Source organism: Mesorhizobium sp. 10J20-29 (assembly GCF_054130485.1).
This window is the reverse complement of record NZ_CP199156.1, coordinates 3,011,015-3,036,291: the sequence shown is the minus strand read 5'-3', so window position 1 is coordinate 3,036,291 and position 25,277 is coordinate 3,011,015. Positions and strand designations below refer to the sequence as shown.

Below are 25,277 nucleotides of genomic sequence, written 5' to 3'. Positions count from 1 at the left end.
TCAAGGGGGACGGCTAATGGCCGGAGCGGACGCGTTGAACGCGCCCGATGAGATGACATTTGCCCGGCGCGGGGACCGCCGGGAAAGTGTCGTTGCAGGCAATGCGCGCATCATTGCCGCGCCGGCCTACCTGCGCCTGCTCGCCGCCGAACCCATGCTCAAGCGCTCGATCCCGATCCTGATCCTGATCTTCCTGATCGTCGTCGCCTCGGTGCGCTTCCTGTCGCTGATGACGCTGCGCGACGATGTCGAGCATGATGCCAAGGCGATCCTGACGCTGGCAGCCGGCGAACTGACCAACGCGCTGATGCTGCCGCAGGCTGATGCTGTCGGCCCGCAGCCATATGCGCGTGACCTGCTGCGCGAGGCGAACCTGCTCGGTTCGATCAGCCGCAGCCATGTGCTGGCGATCACCGACGGCGACTACAAGGTGATCGCGGCAAACGCCCCGGGCCGCCATCTCGAGGGCAGCAATATCGACCGGATCGTCACCGGCGGCCAGCCCCTCTTCCTGTTCGGCGACCGGGCCGGCGCCATGGAAGTGAGCCTGGACGGCGAGAAATGGTTCGCCGCCGTCGACGTGACCGAGCAGCGATCCGGCGCCTCGCTGGTGATGATCCCGCAGGCCGCTGTTTTCGCCGAATGGCGGCGCACGGTGTCGATGAACGTCACGCTGTTCGTGCTGACGGCGGGCGTGCTGCTGATCATCCTCTATGCCTATTTCAGCCAGGCTGCGCGGGCGCAGGCAGCCGACCGCATCTATCTCGAGGCGCACCAGCGCATCGACCTCGCCCTGGTGCGCGGCCGCTGCGGCCTGTGGGACTGGGACATGGTGCGCGGCAAGATGTACTGGTCGCGCTCGATGTACGACATGCTCGGCTACCGGCCCTGCGACAGCATGCTGTCCTTCGGCGAGGTGTCCGAGATCATCCACGAGGACGACGGCGACCTGTTCGAGCTCGCCAACCGGATCGTATCGCGCGAAATCGACCACATCGACCAGGTGTTCCGCATGCGCCACGCCAGCGGCCAGTGGGTGTGGATGCGCGCCAGGGCACAGGTCATCGACCCGGAGGCGCCGGAAATCCAGCTGATTGGCATTGCCGTCGACGTCACGGAGCAGCGCCACCTGGCGCAACGATCCGAGACCGCCGACCTCAGGCTGCGCACCGCCATCGAGAACATCAACGAATCCTTCGTGCTGTGGGACTCCGCGCAGCGACTGGTGATGTGCAACACCAAGTACCAGCAGTATCACGGCCTGTCGGACCGCGACGTGGTGCCGGGCACGCCGCGCGACACGCTCGAGCAGAAGACGCTGCCCTTCGCGGCCGAGCGGCGGCTTGCCAATTCCAGCGGGCCGAACGCGGCAACCTACGAACGCCAGCTCGGCGATGGCCGGTGGCTGCAGGTCAACGAACTGACGACGCGCGACGGCGGCATCGTCTCGGTCGGCTCCGACATCACGCAGATCAAGCAGCACCAGGAGAAGCTCGTCGACAGCGAGCGGCGGCTCATGGCGACCATCCACGATCTCAGCCTGGCGCGTCGCGCCGAGCAGGAGCGCGCGGCAGAGCTCGTCGAACTCAACCGCAAATGCATGCGCGAGACCGAACGCGCAGAGGCGGCCAACCGCGCGAAGTCGGAATTCCTCGCCAACATGTCGCACGAGCTGCGCACGCCGCTCAACGCCATCATCGGCTTCTCGGAGGTCATGGAATCGGCGCTGTTCGGACCGCTCGGCTCGGACCGCTACGAGGAATATGTCCACGACATCCAGTCGAGCGGCAATTACCTGCTCGGCGTCATCAACGACATCCTCGACATGTCTAAGATCGAGGCCGGCCAGTTCTCGATGGACCGCGAGGAAATCGACCTGTGTCCGCTCATCCATGAGACGGTGCGCGTCATCTCGCTGCAGGCAGCGGAGAAGAACATCTCGGTCGAGACGAAGATCGGCGAGTCCATGCGGCTCTTCGCCGACCGGCGCGCCATCAAGCAGATCGCCATCAATCTCCTGTCCAACGCGATCAAGTTCACCGGCCAGGGCGGCCACATAACGGTGCGCGCGCGCAAGGTTGCGGGCGCCATGATGCTGAGCATCGAGGACAATGGCTGCGGCATCCCGAAGAATGCGCTTGGAAAGCTCGGGCGCCCCTTCGAGCAGGTGCAGAACCAGTTCTCGAAGAACCACACCGGCTCGGGGCTCGGGCTGGCGATCTCTCGGTCGCTCGCCGAATTGCATGGCGGCGCGCTGAAGATCCGCTCGACCGAAGGCACGGGCACCATCGTCTCCGTGCGCATCCCGATCCGCCAGCGCGAGGCGCAGGCAGAGGCGGCCTGAGGATCAGGCCCTTTCGGCCTTGCCGCCCAGCAGCCGCTCGAAATGGCCGCGAACCCGGTCCGCCGTCTCCGTCAGATGCGCTTCCAGCACGCCGATATCCGGCAGGTCGGTGGCCGTCAGCAGCAGATCAGACAGGCCGGGAGGAATGTCGTCCCGTTCGAAATGCCCGGTCAGGCAGAGCCTGATGATCTGCGTCAGCGTCAGATAGAGCCCGAAGGCGTCGCTGAGTTCCTGCTTCATCTGCGCGTCGGCGAAGCCCGGCGCCAGCCGCGACAACACCGTCGCGGTGCCGGTTGCCTTGCCCTCGCCTTCGAGCTGATGCGTCAGCACCGCCACCTGCGCGATGAACTCGAGGTCGATAAGCCCGCCGGGGACGAGCTTGATGTCCCATAGGTCGCGCGGCGGCTTCTCCTCCTCGATCAGGGCCCGCATCTTGACGGCTTCGGCTACCGTCTTTGCACGGTCGCGCGGCAGGGCGAGAATGGCCTCGACCTCGACTTCCGTCGCCTCGGCGAGTTCAGGGTCGCCGGCGACGACGCGTGCGCGCGTCAGCGCCATGTGCTCCCAGACCCAGGCCTCGCTGCGCTGGTATTTCGTGAATGCGTCGAAGTGTGTGGCGACCGGGCCCTTGTTGCCGGAGGGCCGCAGCCTGAGGTCGAGCTCGTAGAGAACGCCTTCGGCGGTTGGCGCCGAAACCGCCGCTATCAGCCGCTGCGTCAGCCGGGCGTAGTACTGGGACGGGTAGAGCGGCTTGTCCCCGTCCGACTCCTCGGCATCCGGGTCGTGGTCGTAGAGCAGGATCAGGTCGACGTCCGAGCCGGCGGTGAGTTCGCGGCTGCCGAGCTTGCCCATGCCGAGGATGACGGCGCGGCCGCCGGCAATCACGCCGTGGCGCTCGGCCACCTCGGCCTGAACCGCCTCCAGTGCGGCGCCGATCGTCAGGTCGGCAAGGTCGGAAAACGCCTTGCTGGCGCGCGCCGGGTCGATGGAGCCTGCGAGCAGGCGTACGCCGATCAGGAATTTCTGTTCCGACGCAAAGATACGAAGCCGATCGAGGATGTCCTCATAGAGAACCGAATTTTCGAGAAAGGCGGCAAGCCGGGCCGACAGATAGGCGCGATTGGGAAGCTCGGAGAGCAGCGCCGGATCGAGAAGCCCGTCGAAGACGTGCGGACGGCGCGTGATGATGCCGGCGAGCCGGGGGGCGGCGCCCATGATGGTGGCGACGAGCTTCAGCAGTGCCGGATTGTTCTGCAGAAGCGAGAAGAGCTGGATACCGGCCGGAAGACCGGCAAGGAACTCGTCGAACCGGATCAGAGCCTCGTCGGCGCGCCGCGTCTTGCCGAAAGCGTCGAGCAGGGCCGGCGTAAGCTCGGTCAGCCTTTCGCGCGCTTCAGCCGACTGCGTCGCGCGGTATCGCCCGAAATGCCAGCCGCGGATCACGCGGCAGATGTCGCTTGTCCGCTCGAAACCCAGCTGCGCCAGTGTCTTGAGCGTGTCAGGATCGTCGAGGTCGCCGGTGAAGACGAGGTTGCCGATGCCCGACGACAGTTCCGGCGCCGTCTCGAACAGCGCGGCGTAGTGGCTCTCCACCGCATTCAGCGCAGCACGGAAGGCCTCGGAGAAGTCGTCTGCTTCGGCAAAGGCCAGCATGCGGGCGATGCGCAGCAACTCCTCGTCGGTGTCGGGCAGGACATGGGTCTGCTCGTCGGCCACCATCTGCACGGCATGCTCGACGCGGCGCAGGAACCAGTATTGCGCGGCGAGTTCGTCGCGCACCTCCCCGGTGATCCAGCCGCGCGCTGCAAGCTGGCCGAGCATGGGTACGGTTTCGCGCAGGCGCAGTTCCGGAAAGCGTCCGCCGGCAATCAGTTGCTGGGTCTGGACGAAGAACTCGATCTCGCGGATGCCACCGCGGCCGAGCTTAATGTTGTGGCCGAGCACGGCGATCTCGCCATGGCCCTTGTGGGCGTGGATCTGACGCTTGATCGAATGGACGTCGGCGATCGCCGCGAAATCGAGATATTTGCGCCAGACATAGGGCTGCATTTCCTTGAGGAAGGCGTCGCCGGCCTTGATGTCGCCGGCGACCGGGCGCGCCTTGATCATGGCGGCGCGTTCCCAGTTCTGGCCGCGGCTTTCATAGTAGTTGAGCGCTGCCTCGACCGGTATGGCGAGCGGCGTCGAGCCCGGATCGGGCCGCAGGCGAAGATCGGTGCGGAAGACGTAGCCGTGCTCGGTGCGGTCGTGCAGCATGCGCACCAGCCGCCGGGTGAGCCGCGCGAAAAGATCGGTGGCGTCCATGGGATCGGTGACCGCCGGCGCCTCCGGGTCGAAGAAGACCACGAGGTCGATGTCGGAAGAGAAGTTGAGCTCGTGGGCGCCGAGCTTGCCCATGCCGAGCACGATCCAGCCCGATCCCCTGCCCGGTTGCTGTCGGTCGACAAGCTTCAGCTTGCCCTGGCCATCGGCGTCGATGAGCAGGAAGTCGATGGCGGCGCAGATGCAGGCGTCGGCCAGATCGCTCAGGCGGCGCACCGTCAGTTCCGTCTCCGCCTCGCCGGCCAGTTCGGCCAGCGCGATCAGGAAATGCGCCTCGAGCTTCAGGCGTCGCAGGGCCTTCATCACACCGCTTTCGGACGCGTCTTCGGCGCGCGCGGCGGCGCCGATTTCCGACAGGATGGCGTCGAGCCGTTCGGCGACGGTGTTGTCGAAGAGTGCGTCCAGGATCTCGGGCCGACGGCGCACGCAGTCGCGCAGGAAGGGCGACAGGTCGAAGACGGCGGCGAGAAAGTCGCGCTGCTTGCCCTTGCCGGAAAGCAGGGCGGCAAGCCTCGGGAGTTCCGCCTCGGCCGCCGACGCCGCGATCTCGGCGATTTCTTCGGCGGCAGCATCCCGGTCGAGCGGTGACAGGGACAGGAGGGGTTGCAGGCGCAGGTCCGGCCCGCCGGTTTGCGTTGCCGGTCTGCTGTTCATTCTATCCGCCCTTGGCTGCGGGGAAGGCCATGACCGCGGTCAGCCCGGGACTGCCCGGCAGGAGTTCAATGCGACCACCATGAAATTTCATGATCGCCTTGGCAAGGCTGAGGCCAAGACCGGAGCCCGGCTGCGAGCGGCTTTTCTCCAGCCGAACGAAGCGCTCGGTGGCGCGATTGCGGTCGACCTCGTCGGGAATGCCGGGGCCATTGTCGGACACGCTGAGCCGCACCTCGCCGCCCGAACGCTCGATGACGACGCTGACTTTCGCCTGGCCGGTGGCGTCGGCGGAGTATTTTATCGCGTTGTCGACGATGTTGGACAGCGCCTGGCCGATCAGCTCGCGGTTGCCGTCGATCACCGCGGATTCGCTCTCAGGCGCCTCGAGGATGACGTTGCGCTCCTCGGCAGCCGGCTCGTAGAGCTCGACCACGTCGCGGATGGTCGCGGCAAGGTCGACCTTGACGAAGGCCTCGGTGGAATAGCCGGCCTCCAGCCGCGAGATCATCAGGATCGCGTTGAAGGTCTTTATCAGTCGGTCCGACTCGGCGATCGTCGCTTCCAGCGCTTCGCGGTAGCCGGCTGTTTCGGGATCGCCGGCCAGCGCTGCCTCGGCGCGGTTGCGGAGCCTGGTCAGCGGCGTCTTGAGGTCATGGGCGATGTTGTCCGAGACCTGCTTCAGGCCCTCGTTCAGTCCGGCGATGCGGGTCAGCATGGTGTTGAGGTTTTCCGACAGGCGGTCGAACTCGTCGCCGGCGCCCGTGATCGGCAACCGGCCCGACAGGTCGCCGCCCATGATGCGGCGGCTGGCCTCCGACACGCTGTCGATGCGCCTGAGCGCCCGCCGGCCGACGAAATACCAGATCAGGAGGCCGCCGAGCGCCATCATGCCGAGCGCGAACATCAGGGCGCGACGCACCACTCCCCTGAAGCGCTCCGGCTCGCCGAGGTCGCGACCGACCAGCACGATCATCTGGTTGGGCAGGCGCGAGACCAGCGCAATGGCGTTGTGGCGCGTCTCGCTGAGCGGCGGCGCCTCCGCCGGGCGCGCGTCGCCGCCGCGGCGGTCGGCACCTTCGCCGTAGCGCTGGTAGGAAAAGGGCACCTCGGTCCAGCCGTCGGTCTCCAGCACCCCCGGCTCGAGGCTCTCGACGTTGCCGGTCAGGATGCGGCCGTTGGGGTCTGCGATAAGGTAGAGATTGGCGCCCGGCTGGCGCGAACGCTGTTCGATCACCCGCACCAGGACCGGCAGGCCTCCCTGGCGGTAGGCACGGTCGAGGCCCTGCACCTCCTCGTTGATGGTTTCCTGTGACTGCGCTGTCAGCATGCGCGCCGACAGCGAGGTCATGTAGACCACGAGCAGCGTCGCGCAGAGAGCGAACAGGATAAAGTAAAGCGCCGACAGCCTCGCCGCCGTCGTCCGCATGATGGCGGGCAGGCGAAGGGCGTTTCTCATGCTTGTCATCCGGCCTTGAGCATATAGCCGGCGCCGCGGATCGTGTGAAGGATCGGACTGTCGAAGTTCTTCTCGATCTTGCCCCTTAGCCGCGAGATATGGACGTCGATCACGTTGGTCTGCGGGTCGAAGTGGTAGTCCCAGACATTCTCGAGAAGCATGGTGCGGGTCACCACCTGACCGGCATGGCGCATCAGGTATTCCAGCAGTCGGAATTCGCGCGGCTGCAGCGTGATGTCCCGGCCGGCACGCCGCACCGTGTGCGACAGCCGGTCGAGCTCCAGATCGCCAGCGCGGTAGACCGTCTCGGCCTCGCGCGAACTGGCACGGCGGCTCAGCACCTCGACGCGGGCGAGCAGCTCGGAAAAGGCATAGGGTTTGGTAAGGTAGTCGTCGCCGCCGGCGCGCAGGCCGGTGACGCGGTCATCGACCTCGCCGAGCGCCGAGAGGATCAGGACCGGCGTCGCGTTGCCGCGCGAGCGCAGCGCGGCGATCAGCGACAGCCCGTCGCGTCGCGGCAGCATGCGGTCGACCACCATCGTGTCGTAGTCGCCGGAATCGGCGAGTGCGAAGCCCGTCTCGCCGTCGCCGGCGACATGCACGGTATGACCGGCTTCTGCAAAGGCCTTCTCGAGATACTCGGCAGCCTCGCGGTCATCTTCGATAACGAGAATCTTCATGTGCCCTCTATACGCGAAAAAGGTCCGCGAAGCGGTAGCCGATCGCGAACCCTTTGGTGGACGATGGCGGCAGCAGGCGATGGAACCTGCCGCCGCCGGACCCGCCCACGGATGACTCGGTTACGCGTAACCGCTGCGGGTCCTCCGGGGCAGGCTCAGCAAGGAAGCCTCATGCCCGGGAACCGCAGAGCGATCAGCCCTTGTCGACGGGCAGCGTCACGAAGCGGCTGGCGTCCTGGCGCGTGATCTGCACCAGCACGGCCTTGCGGCCGGCCTTGGCTGCCTCGTCGATGGCCTTAGTGACGTCGCCAGCGCCCGACACGTCCATGGTGTTGACGCTGGTAATGACGTCGCCGGCCTGCAGGCCGCGGTCGGCGGCGTCGCTGCCGGGCTCGACATCGGTGACGACCAGGCCCTTGCCGTCATCGGCAGGGGTGACCGTCAGGCCGAGATCGGCAAGCGTCTCGGAGTCGGACTGCTGCGGCTGGGCTTCATCCGGTGCGACCGAAGCCTGCTGCTTGGCATCCGGCAATTCGCCGAGCTTGACCGTGAAGTCCTTCGAGCTGCCGTCGCGCAGGACCGTCACCTCGACCGACTTGCCGGGTGCGATATTGCCGATCATGCGGGCCAGTTCCTTCGGCGAGGAGACGTCCTTGCCGTCGACACCGGTGATGACGTCGCCGGCGGTCAGGCCAGCCGCCTTGGCCGGGCTGTCGTCCTGCGCATTGGAGACCAGCACGCCGGTGTCCTTCTTGATGCCAAGCGAGTCGGCGATTTCCGGCGTCACCGGCTGAATCTCGACGCCGAGCCAGCCACGCTGCACCGAGCCGTCCTTGATCAGGTCCTGCACGATCTCCCTGGCCGTCGAGGCGGGGATCGCAAAGGCGATGCCGACATTGCCGCCCGAGGGCGAGAAGATCGCGGTGTTGATGCCGACAACCTCGCCGTTGAGGTTGAAAGCCGGGCCGCCGGAGTTGCCGCGGTTCACCGCAGCGTCGATCTGCAGGAAATCGTCATAGGGGCCGGCGCCGATGTCGCGGCCGCGGGCCGAGACGATACCGGCCGTGACGGTGCCGCCGAGGCCGAACGGGTTGCCGACGGCGACGACCCAGTCGCCGACGCGGACCTTGGAATCGTCAGCGAAGTCGACGTAGGTGAACTTGCTCGAGCTGTCGGCGTCTACCTTGAGGACCGCCAAGTCGGTGCGCGGATCGGTACCAATGAGCTTGGCGTCGAGTTCGCGTCCGTCATCCATCACCACGGTGAATTCCGCACCGCCGTCGACGACGTGGTTGTTGGTGACCAGATAGCCGTCCTCGGAGATGAAGAAGCCGGAACCCTGTGCGACCGGCCTCGGGCCGTTGTCGCGGCGGTCGCGGCGGCGCTGCTGGCGGTCCTTCTGGCCGTCGCCAAAGCCGCGGAACTCCTTGAAGAAGCGCTTCATCGGGTGATCGTCGGGCAGGTCGTCGAAACCGGGGGCCTGGAAGAAACCGCCGTCGTCGGAGGCCGGCTGGACCTTGGCCTTGACGCGGACGCTGATGACCGCGGGAGAGACCTTCTCGACCACGTCGGCGAAGCCGGGAGCCTGGGGCGCGGTGACGCGAACCGCCTCAGCCTGCACGGGCGCGGTGCCGCTGGTCACGGCGCCCAAACCGATGGCGCCGGCAATTGCAATGGATGCCGCTGCGGCGAGAAGCCTGTTGCGGCCACGATTAAGGGGGCTTGGGGAGGTCGTCATAATATCATTCCTCTTGCTTGGATGCGCTAATCCGTCATCCTCGCAAAGGAGATAGAGCCGGCGACATTACCGTGCCATTTCCGGTAGATGAATTCTTTGTAATCTAGCGATCGCCGGCCGGATCGAGACCTAGGCCTGCGTCGGCACCTCGGCCAGAGCGTCCTCGCGCGCCACGCGTTCAAACGCCTCAGTCTCGGCCCGCAGCCTGTACTGGACCGCGCCCTCGACCGGCGGCAGATGTGCCAGGACGACAAAAACCTGCCGCTCTTCGCTGGGGCTTTTCAGCCAGGTCTTGAATCGCACCTGCTGGCCGATTGCAAAGGCCCGGATTGCTGGCGTGTTGCGGCGCGTCGTCACTCGGTGGTTCCTGACAAGGTAGGGTTCAGATGTCGTCGGCTGTGAATGCGTAGGAACTCTTTCGAGTCTGCGAATAGGCCTTGCTGGCAATGGTCTCTATGCTCTTGCGTTCCGCGTCGAAGGCACTGAGGAAATCCTCCTCGGTGCTGAGTTTCCTGGCGTTCTTCTTCGACAGCGCTGCCGTGGCAATGGAGAATGATATCTGGAACATGCCATCGTGGCCGACAAACCGGACCCAATCGTTCCTGTCATCATAGCTACGACTTGGATTGGGAAACGTAATACTCACCGTCTCAATCTTCCACTATTGCCAATTATAGATCGAATATACCGACACGCCTACAAAAGCGGCGACCGAAAACCTCATATAAAACTGAAAGTAAGATACTGCCAATCGGACCTCATTTTTTTGGAGATGCCCAATCATAGCACATAAAATATTTGACGTATGAAGTATTTTGGCGAAGCCGAATCGTCGACAGAACAGCAGAGGGACGCGAGCGCTGCCTCGGTCGGATCAATCCCCGCTGCGGCGGATACATCGCCATGACGGCAGGGACGTCACTGCCTGCGTGTCAGGATCTCGTGCAGCGCCGCCGATTCCTCGGCGCTCAGGGCCTTGGGCTCGGCCTTCCTGCGTGACCTTCCGGCCGCAAGCATGACGCCGCCTCCGACAAGCAGCAGGATCAGCGGCGTACCCCACAACAGCGCGTTGCGGATGTTGAGCTGCGGTTTCAGCAGCACGAATTCGCCATAGCGCGAGACGATGTAGTCGAGCACCTCGGCATCGCTGTCGCCGGCGCTGAGCCGCTCGCGCACCAGCATGCGCAGGTCGCGCGCCAGGTCTGCGTCGGAAACGTCGATCGACTGGTTCTGGCAGACCATGCAGCGCAACTCCGTCGACAGCGCGCGCGCCCTCGCCTCGAGCGCCGGATCCGACAGCGCCTCGCCGGGCTGGACGGCCAGGACTGCGCCCGGTTGCCACAGCGAAAACAGAGCGACGCAGAGCGCGATGAAGAACGGCCGCCTCACGCCGCCGCCTCGCCGGGCCTGCCGCTTGCCGCCTTGCGCCGGCGCGCCGGGGCGCCGACGCGCAGCCTGCGGTCGAACAGCGAGACGGCGCCGCCGCCCATCATGACCAGAGCGCCGAGCCAGATCAGCGTCACCATCGGCTTCCACCAGATGCGCACGACAAGCGCGCCGTCGGTCGTCTGGTCGCCGATAGAGATATAGAGCTGGCTGAAGCCGATCGTCCTGATGCCGGCTTCGGTCGTCGGCATCTGGCGTACCGGATAGAAGCGCTTGGCAGAGACGACGCTGGCATAGGGCTGGCCGGCCTCGTCGAGCAGCGCGAATGTGGCGCGGTCCTCGGTGTAGTTCGGCCCCTTCACCGGATCGATCGATTCGAAGCGCAGGGCGCGACCGGCTATCTCGGCCGTGTCGCCCGGGCGCATGGACAGGATGTTCTCGCTCTCGAAGGAAAGCACGCCCACCACGCCGAGCGTCGTCAGGCCGAGGCCGAGATGGGCAAGGGTTGTGCCGAACATCGACAGCGGCAGGCCGGCGAGCCGGCGCAGCATCGTGCCCGCCGGCACCGAACCGACGCCGGCCTTGAGCGCCAGATCGGTCAGAGCGCCGAACACCAGCCAGGCGGCAAGCCCGACGCCGAGGGCCGCAAGCACCGAGGCGCCGTCGATGAAGAGAGCCGTCACCAGGACGACAAGCAGCGCGCCGGCAAAGGCCGCCATCAGGCGTTGGCCGACCGCCAGAAGGTCGCCGCGTTTCCAGGCGAGCAGCGGCCCGAAGGGCACCAGCGCCAGCAGCGGCACCATCAGCGGGCCGAAGGTCAGGTTGAAGAAGGGCGCGCCGACGGAAATCTTGTCGCCCGACAGCGCCTCAACGATGAGCGGGTAGAGCGTGCCGATGAGCACGGTGGCCGTCGCCGTCGTCAGGAAGAGATTGTTCAGCACCAGTGCGCCCTCGCGCGACACCGGGTGAAAGATGCCGCCGGCGGTCAGCGTCGGCGCGCGCAACGCAAACAGCGCCAGCGAGCCGCCGATGAAGATTGTCAGGATGCACAGGATGAAGATGCCGCGGCTGGGGTCGGTGGCGAAGGCATGCACCGATGTCAGCACGCCGGAGCGGACGAGGAAGGTGCCGAGCAGCGACAGCGAGAAGGTCAGGATGGCGAGCAGCAGCGTCCAGATCTTCAGCGCCGAGCGCTTCTCCATGACGATCGCCGAATGCAGCAGCGCCGTGCCGGCAAGCCAAGGCATGAAGGAGGCGTTCTCGACCGGATCCCAGAACCAGAAGCCGCCCCAACCGAGTTCGTAATAGGCCCAGTAGGAGCCCATGGCGATGCCGCCGGTGAGGAACGACCAGGCGGCGAGCGTCCAGGGCCTGACCCAGCGCGCCCAGGCGGCGTCGATGCGACCGTCGATCAGCGCCGCGACGGCAAAGGAGAAGCAGACCGAGAAGCCGACATAGCCGAGGTATAGCAGCGGCGGATGGATGGCGAGGCCGATATCCTGCAGCACCGGGTTGAGGTCGCGGCCCTCGATCGGCGCCGGCGTCAGGCGCGTGAAGGGATTGGAGGTGGCAAGGATGAACAGCAGGAAGGCCGCGCCGATCCAGCCCTGCACCGAGATCACGCCGGCGCGCAGGGTCGCGGGCAGGTTGGCGCCGAACAGAGCGACCAGCGCGCCGAAGAAGGTCAGGATGAGCACCCAGAGCAGCATCGAGCCCTCGTGGTTGCCCCAGGTTCCGGTGATCTTGTAGAGCATCGGCTTCAGCGAGTGGGAGTTCTCCCAGACATTGACGACCGAGAAGTCCGAGCGCGCATAGGACAGCGTCAGCACGGCGAAGGCGAGCGCCACCATCACGAAGCCGGTGATCGCCACCGGTCCGCCGGTCGCCATCATGCGCGCGTTGCCGCTGCGCGCGCCGGCCAGCGGCAAGACCGACTGAACCAGCGCCAGCGCGAAGGCGAGGACCAGCGCGAAGTGCCCGATCTCAACCATGGCGGCGCTTTCCTCCCGTCATTGCGTCGTCTCCTGCCAGACGCCCTTTTCCTTCAGGCTGTCGGCGACTTCCTTGGGCATGTAGTTCTCGTCGTGCTTGGCCAGCACGCTGTCGGCGACGAAGTTTCCGTCCGGACCGAACGTGCCTTCGGTGATGACACCCTGCTTCTCGCGGAAGAGGTCGGGCAGGATACCGGAATAATGGACCTTCACCGAGCTGTCGCCATCGGTCACCGAGAACTCGACCTCGGTGCCCTGGTCGCGCACGATGGTGCCCTCCTCGACCAGACCGCCGAGCCGGATGCGCTGGCCAGGCTGCAGCGTCGCTGCCTGCAAATCGCCCGGCATGTAGAAATAGGACGCCTTCTGGCCGAGCGCGTAGAAGGTCAGCGCCACGGCGGCGCCGAGAAAGGCCATGGCGCCCGCGATTACCGACAGTCTCTTCTGCTTGCGCGTCATCTTCACGTCACTCCGTTGCCGGCAGGCCGAGCGACCCGGCCAATGCGACGAGATTGCGCGCCGCGTCGCTGTCCTGGCCCAGCGCCTGGCGGCCGCGCGCCAGCGCATCGCTGGCGGCCTGCTTGTCGCCCAGCATGACATAGGAACGCAGCAGCCGCGCCCAGCCTTCCGGATCCTGCGGATTTTCGCGCAGCCTTGCATCGAGGCCGGCCACCATTGTCTGGATCATGGCGTTGCGGTCTTCTTCCGACATGTCGGCCGCCGCCTCGACCTGTTCGCTGGTCGGACCCGGCGCCGGCGGCGTCTCGGCCGCGGCAAGTTCGCTGTTTGCCTGCTCGATCGCCTGGGCGGTCGCGGCGTGCCAGGGCGAGTCCGCCGGCAATGCAGCAAGCATGGCCTGCCAGGCCGCCTTGGCCTCGGCCGTCCTGCCCTCCTGGGCCAGCGCGGTCGCCAGGTAGTAGCGCGCCTTTGGCTGTTCGGGTTCGAGTTCGAGCGCGCGGGCGAAGGCGGCGCGGGCCTCCTCCGTCACCAGCCCGCCGGCGGCGCCGGCTGTCGCCTCGCCGAGGCCGGATTCGCGCAGTGCCGAGGCGCCGTCCAGGCGGATGGCGTTGCGGTAGGCGTTGACCGCCTCGCCGTAGCGGCCAAGCCGCAGGTAGATCGGCGCCAGCACGTCCCAGCCGCGTCCGTCGGAAGGGTTGGCGGCAAGATGCGCCTCGGCGCGCGCGACCAGTTCGTCAACGGTTGAATCGGCCGGGTTCTTGGCCAGCCTCTCGGCCAGCGGCTGCGACGGCAGGCCGGGCGAGCCGATGCCGGCATAGATGCCCCAGCTGACCAGCGGCACGGCGAGGATCGCCACTGTGGCGGCAATGCGCGGCAGCATGCGCCCGGCAGGCGCTTTCGGTGCGCTTTCCGCAATGCGGCCGTCGGCCTGCAGGATGCGCCGGGCGATCTCGGCGCGCGCCTGTTCGGCCTCGGCAGGCTGGATCAGGCCGCGCGCGGCGTCGCGGTCGAGCTCGGCAAGCTGGTCGCGATAGACTTCGAGATCGTTGGATTCAGCTGCCCGCTCGTCATCCCCCCGGCGCGCGAGGGGCAGGAGGACGGCAAGACTGGCGCCCACGGTGAGCAAGGCAGCTACGAACCAGAACAGCATGGCGTTCAATAGCCCCCGACGGGCCGACTGCCAATGTTTCGCACCTGCGGCTGATTGTCGGGCCGGCGGCTGCCTGTCATGGCCCGCGGCGGCTCACCGGTCACGTCAGCGGTGTCCAGCTTCCGTCCGCGTTGCGGCAGGCGGTGCCGCGCGCGGTCTGCTTCACACCGCCTGAAGACACCGAATGGGTGTACTGGCGGCAGTCCTGGGAGCCGACGCGGTAAGGCTGCGCGGCCGTCACCTCGCCACCGACGCCGGCACTGGCGCTCGCCCACTCCACGCCATCGCCGGCCGGCGTGTATTCGAGCGCGCGGTATTCGGCCTGCAGCGCGGCGCGGCGGTCGGCGTCGCTCAGCGACGAACCGATCGGGCCGCCGATAAGCCCGCCGCGCATCGAGGCGATGATGGTGCCGGCGACTGCGGGCTCGCCGGCGCTGCCGGAAGCGCCATTGCTCGCAAAGAAGCTGCCGCCACCTTTTCCGGCGGTCGTGCAGCCCGAAAGGGCGATCAGCGCGGCAACAAGCGCCACTCGGTATCTCATAGTTCCACCCGGGTTCGAATCTGTCGCGCAACATATAGGTTTGCGCCGCGATAGGGTCGATATTTGTCCGAAGTTTGGCTCTTCACGCAGAATTGTCGAGGCGCACGGCGTTCTCGCCCCGCCGTCAGCCGGCGCAGCGCAGTTCGACCGTGGCCTTCAGGCCGCCGAGGCCAGAGCGCTCGAGCGCAAGGCTGCCGCCATACTCGTTGACGAGCTCGGCGACGATGGCGAGCCCCAGCCCGGTGCCGGGCTTGGTCTCGTCGAGCCGCTTGCCGCGTTTCAGCGCCTCGCGCGCCTTGTCCTCGGGAATGCCCGGCCCGTCATCCTCGATGACGATGGCGAAGCGCGGCGGCTGGTCGTCGCCGGAGGGCAGTTCGGCGGCCGAGACGGCGACCCTGCCTCTCGCCCATTTCATGGCGTTTTCCAGGAGGTTGCCGACGATCTCCTCGAGGTCCTCGCGTTCGCCGGCAAAGACGATCTCGCGCTCAGGCAAGGCCAGCGCGATCTTCATGCGGCCAAGCTTCTCGACCACGCGCACGAGGCGCTCGAGCAGCGGCGTCACCGGCGTGCGGTAGACGACGCTGTCGCGCTGCGCGGCGACGCGCGCGCGCCTCAGGTAATGCTCGACCTGCTGCTGCATGGCCGTCGCCTGGTCGGAAATCAGGTCGCCCTTGGTGCCACCGAGCGCCCTGCCCTCGTTGATGAGCACGGCAAGCGGCGTCTTCAGCGAATGCGCCAGGTTGCCGACCTGGGTGCGCGAGCGCTCGACGATGCGGCGGTTGTTCTCGATCAGCGCGTTGGTCTCGTTGGCGAGCGGCTCGATCTCGGCCGGAAAGCGGCCGTCGAGGCGCTGGGCGGCCCCCTCGCGCACCATGGCCAGCGCATCGCGCACGCGCCCCAGTGGCCGCAGGCCGAGCAGGATCGCCATGGCGTTGATGGCGATCATGCCGACGCCGAAGATCGACAGATAGGTGTAGAGCCGCCGCTCGAAGCTTGCGATCTCCTCCTCGAGCTCGGTGCGGTTGCCCATCACGCGAAAGCGCGCAACCCGGTTCTGGCTGTCGAGCACGAACTCGCTCTCGATTACGGCAAGATCCTCGCCGGCCAGCCCCGCGGTCATGAAACCGCGCTGGAATTCATCGCTGAAGGGAACGGCGGCAACCGGCGGCGAGGGAATCGGCCGGGTCATCGAGGCCGAGCGCAACTCGCCCTTGACGCCGGGCGACACCGGCTCGACGGCCCAGTACCAGCCCGAATTCGGCTCGGAGAAGCGCAGGTCGCCGAGGTTGGGCGCGCCGGTCAGCTCGCCGCCGGGCGATACGCCGACGGAACCGATCAGGTTGAAGAGATGCGCCGAAAGCAGGCTGTCGAAGCCGCGCTCGCTGGCCTGGCGGTAGAGTGCCGAGATGACGGTGGAGATGACGATCAGCGCCAGGATCGCCCAGCCGGTCGAGAAGGCGATGACCCGGAAGGCGAGCGAACGCGGGCCGACATTCATCGTCAGCAGGCGTTTCGGCCTATGTCCGGTGGTATCCGCCTCAAGCCTCCGGTTCGCGCATGCGGTAGCCCATGCCGCGCACGGTCTCGATCATGTCGATGCCCATCTTCTTGCGCAACCGGCCGACGAAAACCTCGATGGTGTTGGAATCGCGGTCGAAATCCTGGTCGTAGAGATGCTCGACCAGTTCGGTGCGCGAGACCACCTCGCCCATGTGGTGCATCAGGTAGGCAAGCAGGCGGAATTCGTGCGAGGTCAGCTTCAGCGGCTTGCCGTCGACATCGGCCTTGGACGCCTTTGTGTCGAGGCGCACCGGGCCGCAGGTCAGTTCCGACGAGGCATGCCCGGCGGCGCGGCGGATTAGCGCGCGCATCCGCGCCAGCACTTCCTCGATGTGGAAAGGCTTGGTGACGTAGTCGTCGGCGCCGGCGTCGATGCCCGAAACCTTGTCGCTCCAGCGGTCGCGCGCGGTCAGGATCAGTACCGGCATCTTGCGGCCGTCGCGCCGCCAGCGCTCCAGCACGCTGATGCCGTCCATCTGCGGCAGGCCGATGTCGAGCACGACGGCGTCATAGGGCTCGGTGTCGCCCAGAAAATGCCCCTCCTCGCCGTCGAAGGCCTTGTCGACGACATAGCCGGCATCGGTCAGCGCATCGACGATCTGCCGATTCAGGTCCTTGTCATCCTCGACGACGAGTATCCGCATGGAATCACGATCCTGTTGCTGAGACGCGCTCACCTATAGGCGAAAGCCCCTGCCATGGGAAAGACGCCGCCCGGTCAATCGGCCGGAACGACATGCTCCTGGCGCCGCGGGCGCTGGCCGTCCTTGCCAGGCACCAGCACGACGATGACGCAGACGGTCTGGCCGCCGCGCTTGGCTTCGTTGGCCTTGGCAAGCGTCCCGCCATCCTGCGCGGCGATCTGCTGGCCGATGCCGTAGCAGTCGGCAGCGCTGCCCGGCACCGTCTGGACGGCAAGCAGCGTGGCCGCGAAAAGCGCGGACAGGAACGAGCGGGAAAGGGCGCGGCGAAGGTTCATGTCACGCTTCTAGCGCATCCGCGCTGAACGGGAAATGAATGGTTGGGGGAGATTTTCCCTCACCCGATCCTGCTCTTCGCATCCAGCCTGCCGAAAATCGCCACCAGGCCGCTGATCGCGGTGATCGCCTGCAGCAGCGTGTCGGTCAGCGCGCCATTGTCGAGGCCGGCGAGGGGCAGGCCGAACAGGCCGCCGCCGGCCGTTGCGATGGTGATCAGCGAGGCCCAGATGGTGCGCGACAGATACCAGGGTTTCGTCTCGGTCATGGTTCAAATCCTTTCGTGGTTTGTTCGTGGCTTCAGGAAAGCGACAGGCGGCGCGTCGCCGGAATGCCCCAGCCGGCGGCGACGCTGAGCTGGCGGATGGTGACGTCGATCTCGGCCGGGGCCACGCCGAAATCGGCGGCGATCAGGGCGGCCGGATAGGCGAAGGCGGTTTCCGTCACGACAGCGCTGCGCACGGCTGAACCGCCGCCCGCCGCAGCAATCTCGACCGAATATTCCTCGCGCGCCTCGCCGAGCGGAATATCGCTCGGCGTCCAGCTGTCGGCGTCGAGCCGGCTGCGCCGGATCCAGCCGAGCGTCACGCCGCCCTCCCCGTCGGGCGTGGCGCGAAGATGCACCGGCGAAAGCGGCAACAGCGCGCGGATCCCGCCGGTCTCGGCAAGGCCGACGAAACTCGCGCTCGAAAAATCCGCGCCGGTCGGGCCGACGCGCCAGTTGAGCGCCAGTCCTTCCTCGCCAGGTGCCAGGCCCGCCGGCCCGACCGTCTCGTCGAGGATAACGAGATGCGCGCCGGCCTCCGCGCCCGTGAGATCCTCGGTGCCGAGCTGGCCGCGCAGCAGGCCGGTGAGCCGCCAGATGTCGGGCGCGATCTCCTCGGCGGCCTCGAATTGCAATATCTCGAAGCCGCCCGCTGCCGAGCGGAGCGCCGCGACATTCGCGCCGTTGAGCAGCTGGTTGCGGCTGACGCTTGCCGCCTCGGCGCCGAAGAACTCGACGGTCAGCGCCGAGCCATGGTCGATGCGGCCGACCGGTCCCGGCGGCAGCGGTTCGACCAGCGCGCCAATGTCGGCCGGTTGGCCAAGCGTGGTGCGCAACGCAAAGCCCGTCGCCTCGGGCGAGGCGTAGACGGCCTGGCTCTTCCACGGCTTCTGCCAGGCGGCGACGCGAAAGCGGTCCTGCGGCGCCTCAGCCGAGGCATTCGACGGCAGGTCGAGAAAGATTGCCAGCGGCTGGCCGACCACTGGCGCGGCAAGCGTGCCAAGCGCGGGATTGCCCGAGCGCCAGGGCGCCGGGGCGGCACGCGTGATCTGGCGCGCGGTGACCTTGCGGGCAAGCCCGTCCTCGACCTCGACAACCAGGAAGTCGGCGCCGTTGCCAGAGGCCGGCACGCGGATGATGGCGCCGGGCTCGATGCCGGCCGAGGGCTGCGGCAGCGAGAAGGAAATGCGCTCGCGGTCGCCCCACCTGCGCCGCAGCCAGTCGGCGGCGAGCGCACGGCCCTGCCCGGCCTCGAGCACGCCCGGAAAGCCGATCGGCTGCTGGCGGCTGCCCGGCGCGCCGAAGCGTCTTTGGCGTACCGATACCGCCTGGTAATCGGCGAGTGCGGAACGAAAGCTCAGTACGGCCTCGGCGGGCAGCTGGTGATCGGGCGTGCGCACGGTCTCGATCACGGCGGTCTCGCCGTCCGACACCATTTCCTCGACCGTGATGGCAGCCGATGCCGAAAAGCCCTCGGCGCGGAATTCCAGCCCGTCCGGCCGTTCCAGCACGGCAAGGCCGAAGAGGTCGATCAGCGGCTCGAGCGTGGCGCGCGCCGACGTCGGCTCATCGATGACATAGCCCTCGACGGAGCCAACGCAGCCATCGACATCAGCGGCCGGCAGGCCGTGATCGGCAAGGATGGCGTTGATGAGGTCGCCGACCGTCGGCGCACCGAGCCTGCCGTTCAGCCAGTGGCCATAATGCCAGTTGGCGTGGTCGGCCCAGCGGTCGGCGCGCAGCGGGAAGGCCGGATAGGGCCGCGCGTCCCAGGCCCACGCAAAGGCGTGCGACCAGTCGACCATGCGGCCGCCATAGAGGGGCGAGAGCGGGTTGTTGCCGGGCTCGAAATCCTCGGCCTCGGGGTCCCAGAAACTGCCATGCGCGGCGAGGAAGCGCGCCTGCGCGAGGTCGCAGCGCCCGCCGCTCGAAAACCAGGGCAGCGCGCTCTCGGCCGATTTCGGGTCGGGAAAGACGTTCGGCTGGTTCGGGCCCTTGTCGACCGCGGGACAGCCGAGCTCGGTGAACCAGACCGGCTTCGACATAGGCGCCCAGGCGGTCGGCGTTGCCGTCTCGACCCCGCCCGGCCGGTCGTGGTGCGGGTTCGCCCACCAGTTCAGGACATCCTTGGGGCGGAAGACCCACGGCTTGCCATGGGCGCCGTCTGTGATCGGCACGCACTCGCGCGCCGCGCGGGCGGCAAAGGTCGGATAGTGCCAGTCGAACCCCTCGCCACCGGCAATCGAAGCGCGCAGGCCCTGCGGGTCGTAGGGTCCGGCAAAGCCGTCGGGATTGCCGCCGGCATGGTCGCCATCGCGCCAGTCCGACAGCGGCAGGTAGTTGTCGATGCCGACGGCGTCGATGTCGGGATGCGCCCAGAGCGGGTCGAGGTGGAACCAGACATCGCCCGAGCCATCCGCCGGGTGGTGGCCGAGATATTCGCTCCAGTCGGCGCCATAGGTGATCTTCGTCGCCGGCCCGACGATCGAGCGCACGCCCTCGGCGAGCTCGCAAAGCTGTTCGACGAAGGGAAAGGCGCCGGTCTCGTCGCGCAGCGTGGTCAGGCCGCGCATCTCGCTGCCGAGCAGCAAAGCGTCGACGCCGCCCGCCGCAGCCGCCAGCCTCGCATGGTGGAGCACGAAGCGGCGATAGCCGAAATCCGACGGCGATCCCGAAAAGGCGATCGTGTCGCCGGAGAGCCCAAACTGACCGGGCGCCGCCATGCCGCAGAAGTCGTGTACCTGCGCGCGGGCCGCCGCCGTGCCGTCGGCGCTGCCGGGCAGCAGCGGCGCCGGGTCGCAGGTGATGCGGCCGCGCCAGGGATAGGCCGGCTGTGCCGCTCCGCCATAGGGATCGGGCAGCGCATTTCCTGCCGGCACGTCCATCATGATGAAGGGGTAGAGCGTCACCTTGAGCCCGCGCGCCTTGATCGCGGCGATGGCGTCCATCACGCTGCGGTCCGACGGCGTGCCGCCATAGGCCGCGCCGCCCTCATGGGTCGAGACCAGCATCGCCGCGCCGCGGCCGACGCCCGAAACTCTCCAAGTCTTCGACAGGCCGGCACCGTTCGCCGTGGTAACAGCCGGCCGGATGCGGCAGTTGCCCGCCCTCAGGTCGTCGCCGAACCAGGCGACCACCAGCGCGACATGCTCGAGCGCCGGGCAGAGCATCTGCAATTCGTCGAGCGAGGCGACAAGGTCGCTCGCCTCGGCCAGCGCATGACGGTTCACCGCCTCGGTCTCGCCCGCCCGCTTGCTGCGTGTCACCAGCGACGGCGACAGGCCGTATTCGGTGGCGCCGGGGATCAGCGCCACGGCGCGCAGCCGCTCCGCGACACCTGCTGCCGGGCGCAGCACCTCGAACTGGAACTGCGGGATGCGGTTGCCGTAGTCCTCGAGCGGGAAGCGCTCGATCACGCAATAGGCGGTGCCGCGATAGGCCGGCGCATTGCCCGCGCCCTGCTTGGCTGCGATCAGCGGATCGACCGGCTCGTCCTCGCCGCCGCGGTAGAGCCGCATCTCGAAGGCCGTGCGGTCGATCTCGCGACCATCGGCCCAGACGCGGCGGATGCCGGCGATCTCGCCCTCGCAAAGCGCGAAGGCGACATTGCCGAAATAGCTGTATTCGGTGAGTTTGGGCCCGAGCTTTCCCTGCCGCCTGGTCGTGCGCCTTTCCTCGAAGCGCGTCGCCCAGATGATGATGCCGCCGAGGCGCGCCGTGCCATAGACGCGCGGCAGCGGCACGCCTTCCTCGGCGCTGAAGGGTCGCGCACCCGAAAGCCTCGGCCCCTCGATGCGCCGCGTGCCGTTGATCAACGCCTGGTCGACGGCATAGCCGGCAAGCGCGCCCGCGGCCGCGCCGACGGCGGCTCCGACCGGACCGAGCAGGCCGCCGATCGCCGCACCCGCCGCCTGCAGCAGGATGGTTGCCATGAAGCGCTCCGGATCTCAGTTTTGCGGAAAGGCGAAGACGCCGGCGATGCGCCGCCGCCATTGAGGCACCAGCGCCGAGACGGTCACGGCGTGGCCCTGGTAGGCGTGAACGAAATGGCCGGGCGCGGTCAGGATGCCGGCATGCTTTGCCGGCAGGTGCGGCCGCCAGCGAAACAGCAGCAGGTCGCCCGGCTGAAGCTGCGCCATCGGCCTTTCGCAGAAATGCCGGCGCACGGCGTCGAGCAGGATTTCGCTTTCGCCGGCTTCCGCCCAATCAGGCGCATAAGCGCCGGGCATTTCCGGCGCCGCGCCATACAGAGCGCGCCAGACGCCCAGCACAAGGCCGAGACAGTCGCAGCCGACGCCCTTGCGAGAGCCTTGATGCCGGTAGGGCGTGCCGACCCAGCTGAGTGCCTCGGCAATCACCGCATCCGCCGTCATGGCACCAACGGCCCGCCGTCGAAGGTGCCGCCATCGACGACGTAGCCGTAAGCCGCATCATTGCCGGGCAGGTGCGGAAAGCCAAGAAAATTCAGCGGGTTGGCGAATTTCTGTTTGCAGGTCGCGAAGCTCTTGTCGCAGCCGGCAACCAGCGAGAAGCCGTCGCCCTCCTCGGCCGCGGCGCCGCCCGGCCGCATCACCAGCCTTGTGCCGGTGGCGTCCTTGCGGTGCTCCTCGATGCGCTCGGCGCGCCCGGCCGCTGCGCCGCTCGTCCAGGTCAGCACGCCATGCGCGAACCAGCCCGGAGCGAAGCCGTCGACCCCGGCCACCAGCAGGGTCGCTGGCGGCTCCGAGGCGACGACGCTCCCGGTGCCCGAAAATCCCGGCTGGGCAAGGTTGAAGCCGCAGCGCGCATCGCCAAGCTCGGCATCGCAGGAGCGGCTGACATAACGGCCCGATTGCTGGTCGAGCGCATGGGCAAGGCTTTCCAGCTCTGCCACGAAGCGCTGGTCGGCGCGGGTGATCCGCCCGACCGTCGCCTTGCGCAGCAGCGCGAAATCCTCCGGGCTGCGCCAGTTGACCAAAAAAGTCTCGACGGTCGCGCCGTCGTAAAGCCCCGCGGCGATATCCTCGTCGCTGATCGCGTCCGACGACAGCGCGCCCTCGACATCCACCGTGTCGACGGCAAGCCCCAGCGTGTCGCGCGCCTCGCTGGCGGCAAGCCCGGTCTCCGGCGCGAACAGCGTCCCGGAGACGGTCAGCGGCCGGTCGTGGTCGGTGAAACCGTGCACGGTGCCGTCGCGGCGCGTCAGCCGCCAGCAATGGCAGAGCGTCGTCACCTCGCGCCCGAAATGGGCAAGCAGCGTCTCGGGATAGTTTGTCACAGCCGCACCTCGACCAGCGGGATCGACGGGATCTGCCCCGCCTTGAAGCTCGCCAGGCTGATCGACAGCTGCTCCGCCTCGAATCGCACAGGCACGTCGAATTCGTAACCGGCCGTCACCTGCGCTGCCGCATCCGGCACGGCACCGGGCGCGAAGACGATCTCCCCCCGTCGCCGCCTCGAAGGTGAAGTCGCCCGGCGCGAAAACCTCGACGCCGTCGACAGCGACACGCAGGGTCTCGACGAGCGGCTTTGCTATCAACCGCCGGTAGGCGTCGTCGCCCTCGCCATAGGTCTTCACCAGCTCGAACCGCGTCCGGCTGCCGTCGCCCGTTCCAAGCACCTGGTCGGTCGGCGAGACAGCCTCCTCCGGCCGGCAGGACTTCATGTCGAACGGATCGCGAAAGCGGAAGGCGTGCAGCGAACCGCGCCTGGCCTCGAAGAACACCAGCACGTCGTGCAGGTCGCCGAGCGAGCGCACGCCCGTTCCGGCGTCGTAGCGGTGGCGCGATTGCGAGAACCGCGCGTTGCGCTTCTCGCGTCCGGACGTCAGCACAACGATCTCGTTCAGCCGCTCCGGCCCGCCGGTCGCGCCGAAGGAGACGGCGAGCGGAAAGCGCACGTCGTGAAAGCCTGACAGTTCAGCCATCTCCGGTCCTCAGAAGGTTCGGGCGCCGCGCGACACGGCGCGCGCCAGCATGCCCGTCACCTGGGATTCGGACTTGCGGAACGAGGCGGCGTCCGTCGCCGTGACGTTGAAGGTGACATTCACCGAAGCGCCGCCGCCCGACGCGGCGACGCCCAGGCGTCCGTCGGCGCCGCGGCGCAGCGGCAGGATCGCTTCGGCGCCCGCCTCGCCCATCAGCCCGAGATTGCGTCCCATCGGGAAATAGCTCGGCGCCGAGACCACGCCACCGGCCGCAAAGGGCGCGACGTGGCCGGGCACGCCGCCCCTGGCGAAAGGCAGGATGCCGGGCAGCCCGCCGAGCAGACCCGAAAACAGCGATCCCGCCAGCCCCTGCAGCGGCTTCAGCCCCTGCTCCAGCGCCAGGCCGGCAAGGTTCAGCCCGACCCGTCGCAGTACGTCCTCGAGATCCCTGCCACTGACCGCGGCACTCTTGAGCGCGCCGGTCAGTTGCGAGCCGAACCGGTCCGACAGTCTTTCGAGATTCTCGAGCGCACTCTGGAACGCCGCCGTGTCGGCATCGATCCGGACCGTCACGTCCTCAACCATGTCTCTTCTCCAATGAATTGGCGTCCGGGAACTGGCGCATCAGCGCCGCCAGATCGGCGCGTGCTGGCGGGCGCCCCTCACCGGGGCGGAGCACGCTGATTGCGCGTTCCAGCTCGCGCGGCGTCATCGACCAGAAATCCTTCGGCGAAAGCCGCAGCAGGCCGAATGCCGCGGCCATGACGCTGTCCCACGGAAATTCGTTCGTCCCGCCGGCTGCGGCTGTCAGGGGTTTGGCGGCTCTCCCGCCGGCCTCTCGGCCCCGAACGTCGTGGTCAGCAGGTCGCTGACGATGGCGGCAAAGCCCGCCGCGCCGCCGTCCACCCGCATCGCCCCCACCTCGTCGTCCGCGACCGCATTGCCGGCACCGCGCAGACCCGCGCCGATGACCCTGATCATGTCGAGCGCCGAGAGCTTTCCGCGCGCAAACCGCTCCACCAGCGCGCCGAGGTCGTCGGCGGAATAGGCCGCTTCGAGTTCGGCCAATGCGCCGAGCGTCAGGCAGAGCCGGTAGGGCTTGCCGTCGAGTTCTGTGGCGATCTCGCCGCGCCGCCGGTTGGAGATCATGGCGCCACCGCGAAGGCGATGGGACCTGCCGATTCCAGCGCCAGCTCGAAGGTCACCTCGCCGTCATGGCTACCCGTATAGTCGAGCGATGTGATCTGGAACGGCCCCGAGACGGTGCCGAAATCAGGCACGGCTAGTTGCCAGTCGACGATCTCCCCGGCGAAGAAGTGCGACCGGATGGCCGCGTCCGACTGGGCATCCTTGAAGATGCCCGATCCGCTGATCGCCGCGCGCTGCACGCCGCTGCCGGCCAGCAATTCGCGCCACCGCCCTGCCGAATCCGCATCGGTGATGTCGACCGTCTCGCTGTTGAAGGCGATGCGCCTGGAGCGCAGCCCGGCCACCGTCACGAACGTGCCGAGCCCGTCGGAATCGATTTTGAGAAGAAGGTCCTTGCCCTTCTGTGCAACCATTTTCGTGGGCTCCTGGTAATGTGATTTGCTTTATGCAGTTGCCACCCAGTGGCGCGAGCGACCGCACCACCGTCGTCATCCCGGGCGACCGAGCGCAGCGAGGAAAGACCCGGGACCATTGGCCGCACCATCATCGAGCGCGGCCCGGTCCTCACCCTCGCACCAATCCGCCACCCGGCCGCGCCAACTCAATGGGTCCCGGATACCTTCGCTTCGCTCCGGTTCCGGGATGACGCGGAAGCTGGCGCCGTCGACAATCGCCAGCATCGATGGGCAATAGCAATCCC

Annotated in this window: 23 protein-coding genes and 1 pseudogene; 1 reads left to right on the top strand and 23 read right to left on the bottom strand. The window is 67.5% G+C overall.

Annotated elements, in window-relative coordinates; genetic code table 11:
• The first annotated feature begins 16 nt into the window (after positions 1-16).
• Entirely contained in the window at positions 17-2,344 is a 2,328-nt protein-coding gene (locus ACT2BZ_RS14490) for a PAS domain-containing sensor histidine kinase (RefSeq protein WP_457935840.1), read from the top strand.
• Positions 2,345-2,347: 3 nt separating this feature from the next.
• Here ACT2BZ_RS14490 and ACT2BZ_RS14485 read toward each other — a convergent pair whose 3' ends face one another.
• From ACT2BZ_RS14485 to ACT2BZ_RS14375, 23 genes and pseudogenes are all read right to left on the bottom strand, one after another.
• Positions 2,348-5,320, bottom strand: a complete 2,973-nt coding sequence (locus ACT2BZ_RS14485) for a bifunctional [glutamine synthetase] adenylyltransferase/[glutamine synthetase]-adenylyl-L-tyrosine phosphorylase (protein ID WP_457935839.1) — start codon at positions 5,318-5,320, stop codon at positions 2,348-2,350.
• A gap of 1 nt (position 5,321) precedes the next feature.
• A complete protein-coding gene (locus ACT2BZ_RS14480) occupies positions 5,322-6,776 on the bottom strand; it encodes an ATP-binding protein (protein ID WP_457935838.1) in 1,455 nt (484 codons plus the stop codon).
• 5 nt (positions 6,777-6,781) lie between these two features.
• On the bottom strand, positions 6,782-7,456 hold the full coding sequence (locus ACT2BZ_RS14475; protein WP_457935837.1) for a response regulator transcription factor: 675 nt from the start codon (positions 7,454-7,456) through the stop codon (positions 6,782-6,784).
• 193 nt (positions 7,457-7,649) lie between these two features.
• Positions 7,650-9,194 (bottom strand): Do family serine endopeptidase, encoded by a 1,545-nt coding sequence (locus tag ACT2BZ_RS14470; RefSeq protein WP_457935836.1) that lies wholly within the window; start codon positions 9,192-9,194, stop codon positions 7,650-7,652.
• A 129-nt stretch (positions 9,195-9,323) separates the two neighbouring features.
• Complete coding sequence (locus ACT2BZ_RS14465) at positions 9,324-9,551, bottom strand: hypothetical protein (RefSeq protein WP_457935835.1); 228 nt, start codon at positions 9,549-9,551, stop codon at positions 9,324-9,326.
• Between the two features lie 25 nt (positions 9,552-9,576).
• On the bottom strand, positions 9,577-9,840 hold the full coding sequence (locus tag ACT2BZ_RS14460) for a DUF1488 domain-containing protein (RefSeq protein ID WP_457935834.1): 264 nt from the start codon (positions 9,838-9,840) through the stop codon (positions 9,577-9,579).
• A 272-nt stretch (positions 9,841-10,112) separates the two neighbouring features.
• On the bottom strand, positions 10,113-10,583 hold the full coding sequence (locus tag ACT2BZ_RS14455) for a cytochrome c-type biogenesis protein (protein ID WP_457935833.1): 471 nt from the start codon (positions 10,581-10,583) through the stop codon (positions 10,113-10,115).
• Complete coding sequence (locus ACT2BZ_RS14450) at positions 10,580-12,571, bottom strand: heme lyase CcmF/NrfE family subunit (RefSeq protein ID WP_457935832.1); 1,992 nt, start codon at positions 12,569-12,571, stop codon at positions 10,580-10,582. The genes ACT2BZ_RS14455 and ACT2BZ_RS14450 overlap by 4 nt, the downstream gene beginning before the upstream one ends.
• Positions 12,572-12,589: 18 nt before the next feature.
• Entirely contained in the window at positions 12,590-13,030 is a 441-nt protein-coding gene (gene ccmE / locus ACT2BZ_RS14445) for a cytochrome c maturation protein CcmE (RefSeq protein ID WP_457935831.1), read from the bottom strand.
• A gap of 7 nt (positions 13,031-13,037) precedes the next feature.
• The gene (gene ccmI / locus ACT2BZ_RS14440) at positions 13,038-14,180 is read right to left on the bottom strand and encodes a c-type cytochrome biogenesis protein CcmI (RefSeq protein ID WP_457935830.1); all 1,143 of its coding nucleotides are present in this window, start codon (positions 14,178-14,180) and stop codon (positions 13,038-13,040) included.
• Positions 14,181-14,280: 100 nt separating this feature from the next.
• Positions 14,281-14,709 (bottom strand): hypothetical protein, encoded by a 429-nt coding sequence (locus ACT2BZ_RS14435; protein ID WP_457935829.1) that lies wholly within the window; start codon positions 14,707-14,709, stop codon positions 14,281-14,283.
• Between the two features lie 136 nt (positions 14,710-14,845).
• Positions 14,846-16,219: an ATP-binding protein gene (locus tag ACT2BZ_RS14430; RefSeq protein WP_457935828.1), complete on the bottom strand. Its 1,374-nt coding sequence runs from the start codon at positions 16,217-16,219 to the stop codon at positions 14,846-14,848.
• Between the two features lie 40 nt (positions 16,220-16,259).
• Positions 16,260-16,925 (bottom strand): response regulator transcription factor, encoded by a 666-nt coding sequence (locus ACT2BZ_RS14425; RefSeq protein ID WP_457935827.1) that lies wholly within the window; start codon positions 16,923-16,925, stop codon positions 16,260-16,262.
• A gap of 74 nt (positions 16,926-16,999) precedes the next feature.
• Positions 17,000-17,260 carry a hypothetical protein gene (locus ACT2BZ_RS14420; RefSeq protein WP_457935826.1) on the bottom strand — a complete coding sequence of 87 codons (261 nt, stop codon included), beginning with the start codon at positions 17,258-17,260 and terminating at the stop codon, positions 17,000-17,002.
• 59 nt (positions 17,261-17,319) lie between these two features.
• A complete protein-coding gene (locus ACT2BZ_RS14415) occupies positions 17,320-17,526 on the bottom strand; it encodes a hypothetical protein (protein WP_457935825.1) in 207 nt (68 codons plus the stop codon).
• A 32-nt stretch (positions 17,527-17,558) separates the two neighbouring features.
• Entirely contained in the window at positions 17,559-21,455 is a 3,897-nt protein-coding gene (locus ACT2BZ_RS14410; protein WP_457935824.1) for a baseplate multidomain protein megatron, read from the bottom strand.
• A gap of 15 nt (positions 21,456-21,470) precedes the next feature.
• A complete protein-coding gene (locus tag ACT2BZ_RS14405) occupies positions 21,471-21,896 on the bottom strand; it encodes an NlpC/P60 family protein (protein ID WP_457935823.1) in 426 nt (141 codons plus the stop codon).
• Positions 21,893-22,780: a DUF2163 domain-containing protein gene (locus ACT2BZ_RS14400; protein ID WP_457935822.1), complete on the bottom strand. Its 888-nt coding sequence runs from the start codon at positions 22,778-22,780 to the stop codon at positions 21,893-21,895. The genes ACT2BZ_RS14405 and ACT2BZ_RS14400 overlap by 4 nt, the downstream gene beginning before the upstream one ends.
• Positions 22,777-23,428 (bottom strand): annotated as a pseudogene (locus ACT2BZ_RS14395) (phage distal tail protein, Rcc01695 family). Before ACT2BZ_RS14395 ends, ACT2BZ_RS14400 begins: the two are co-directional and overlap by 4 nt.
• A 9-nt stretch (positions 23,429-23,437) precedes the next feature.
• Positions 23,438-24,013 carry a phage tail tape measure protein gene (locus tag ACT2BZ_RS14390; protein WP_457935821.1) on the bottom strand — a complete coding sequence of 192 codons (576 nt, stop codon included), beginning with the start codon at positions 24,011-24,013 and terminating at the stop codon, positions 23,438-23,440.
• The gene (locus tag ACT2BZ_RS14385) at positions 24,006-24,191 is read right to left on the bottom strand and encodes a phage tail assembly chaperone (protein ID WP_457935820.1); all 186 of its coding nucleotides are present in this window, start codon (positions 24,189-24,191) and stop codon (positions 24,006-24,008) included. The genes ACT2BZ_RS14390 and ACT2BZ_RS14385 overlap by 8 nt, the downstream gene beginning before the upstream one ends.
• Positions 24,192-24,235: 44 nt before the next feature.
• Positions 24,236-24,577, bottom strand: coding sequence for a gene transfer agent family protein (locus ACT2BZ_RS14380; protein WP_457935819.1), 342 nt, complete (start codon positions 24,575-24,577; stop codon positions 24,236-24,238).
• Entirely contained in the window at positions 24,574-24,990 is a 417-nt protein-coding gene (locus tag ACT2BZ_RS14375) for a phage major tail protein, TP901-1 family (protein ID WP_457935818.1), read from the bottom strand. The genes ACT2BZ_RS14380 and ACT2BZ_RS14375 overlap by 4 nt, the downstream gene beginning before the upstream one ends.
• Positions 24,991-25,277 lie beyond the last annotated feature (287 nt).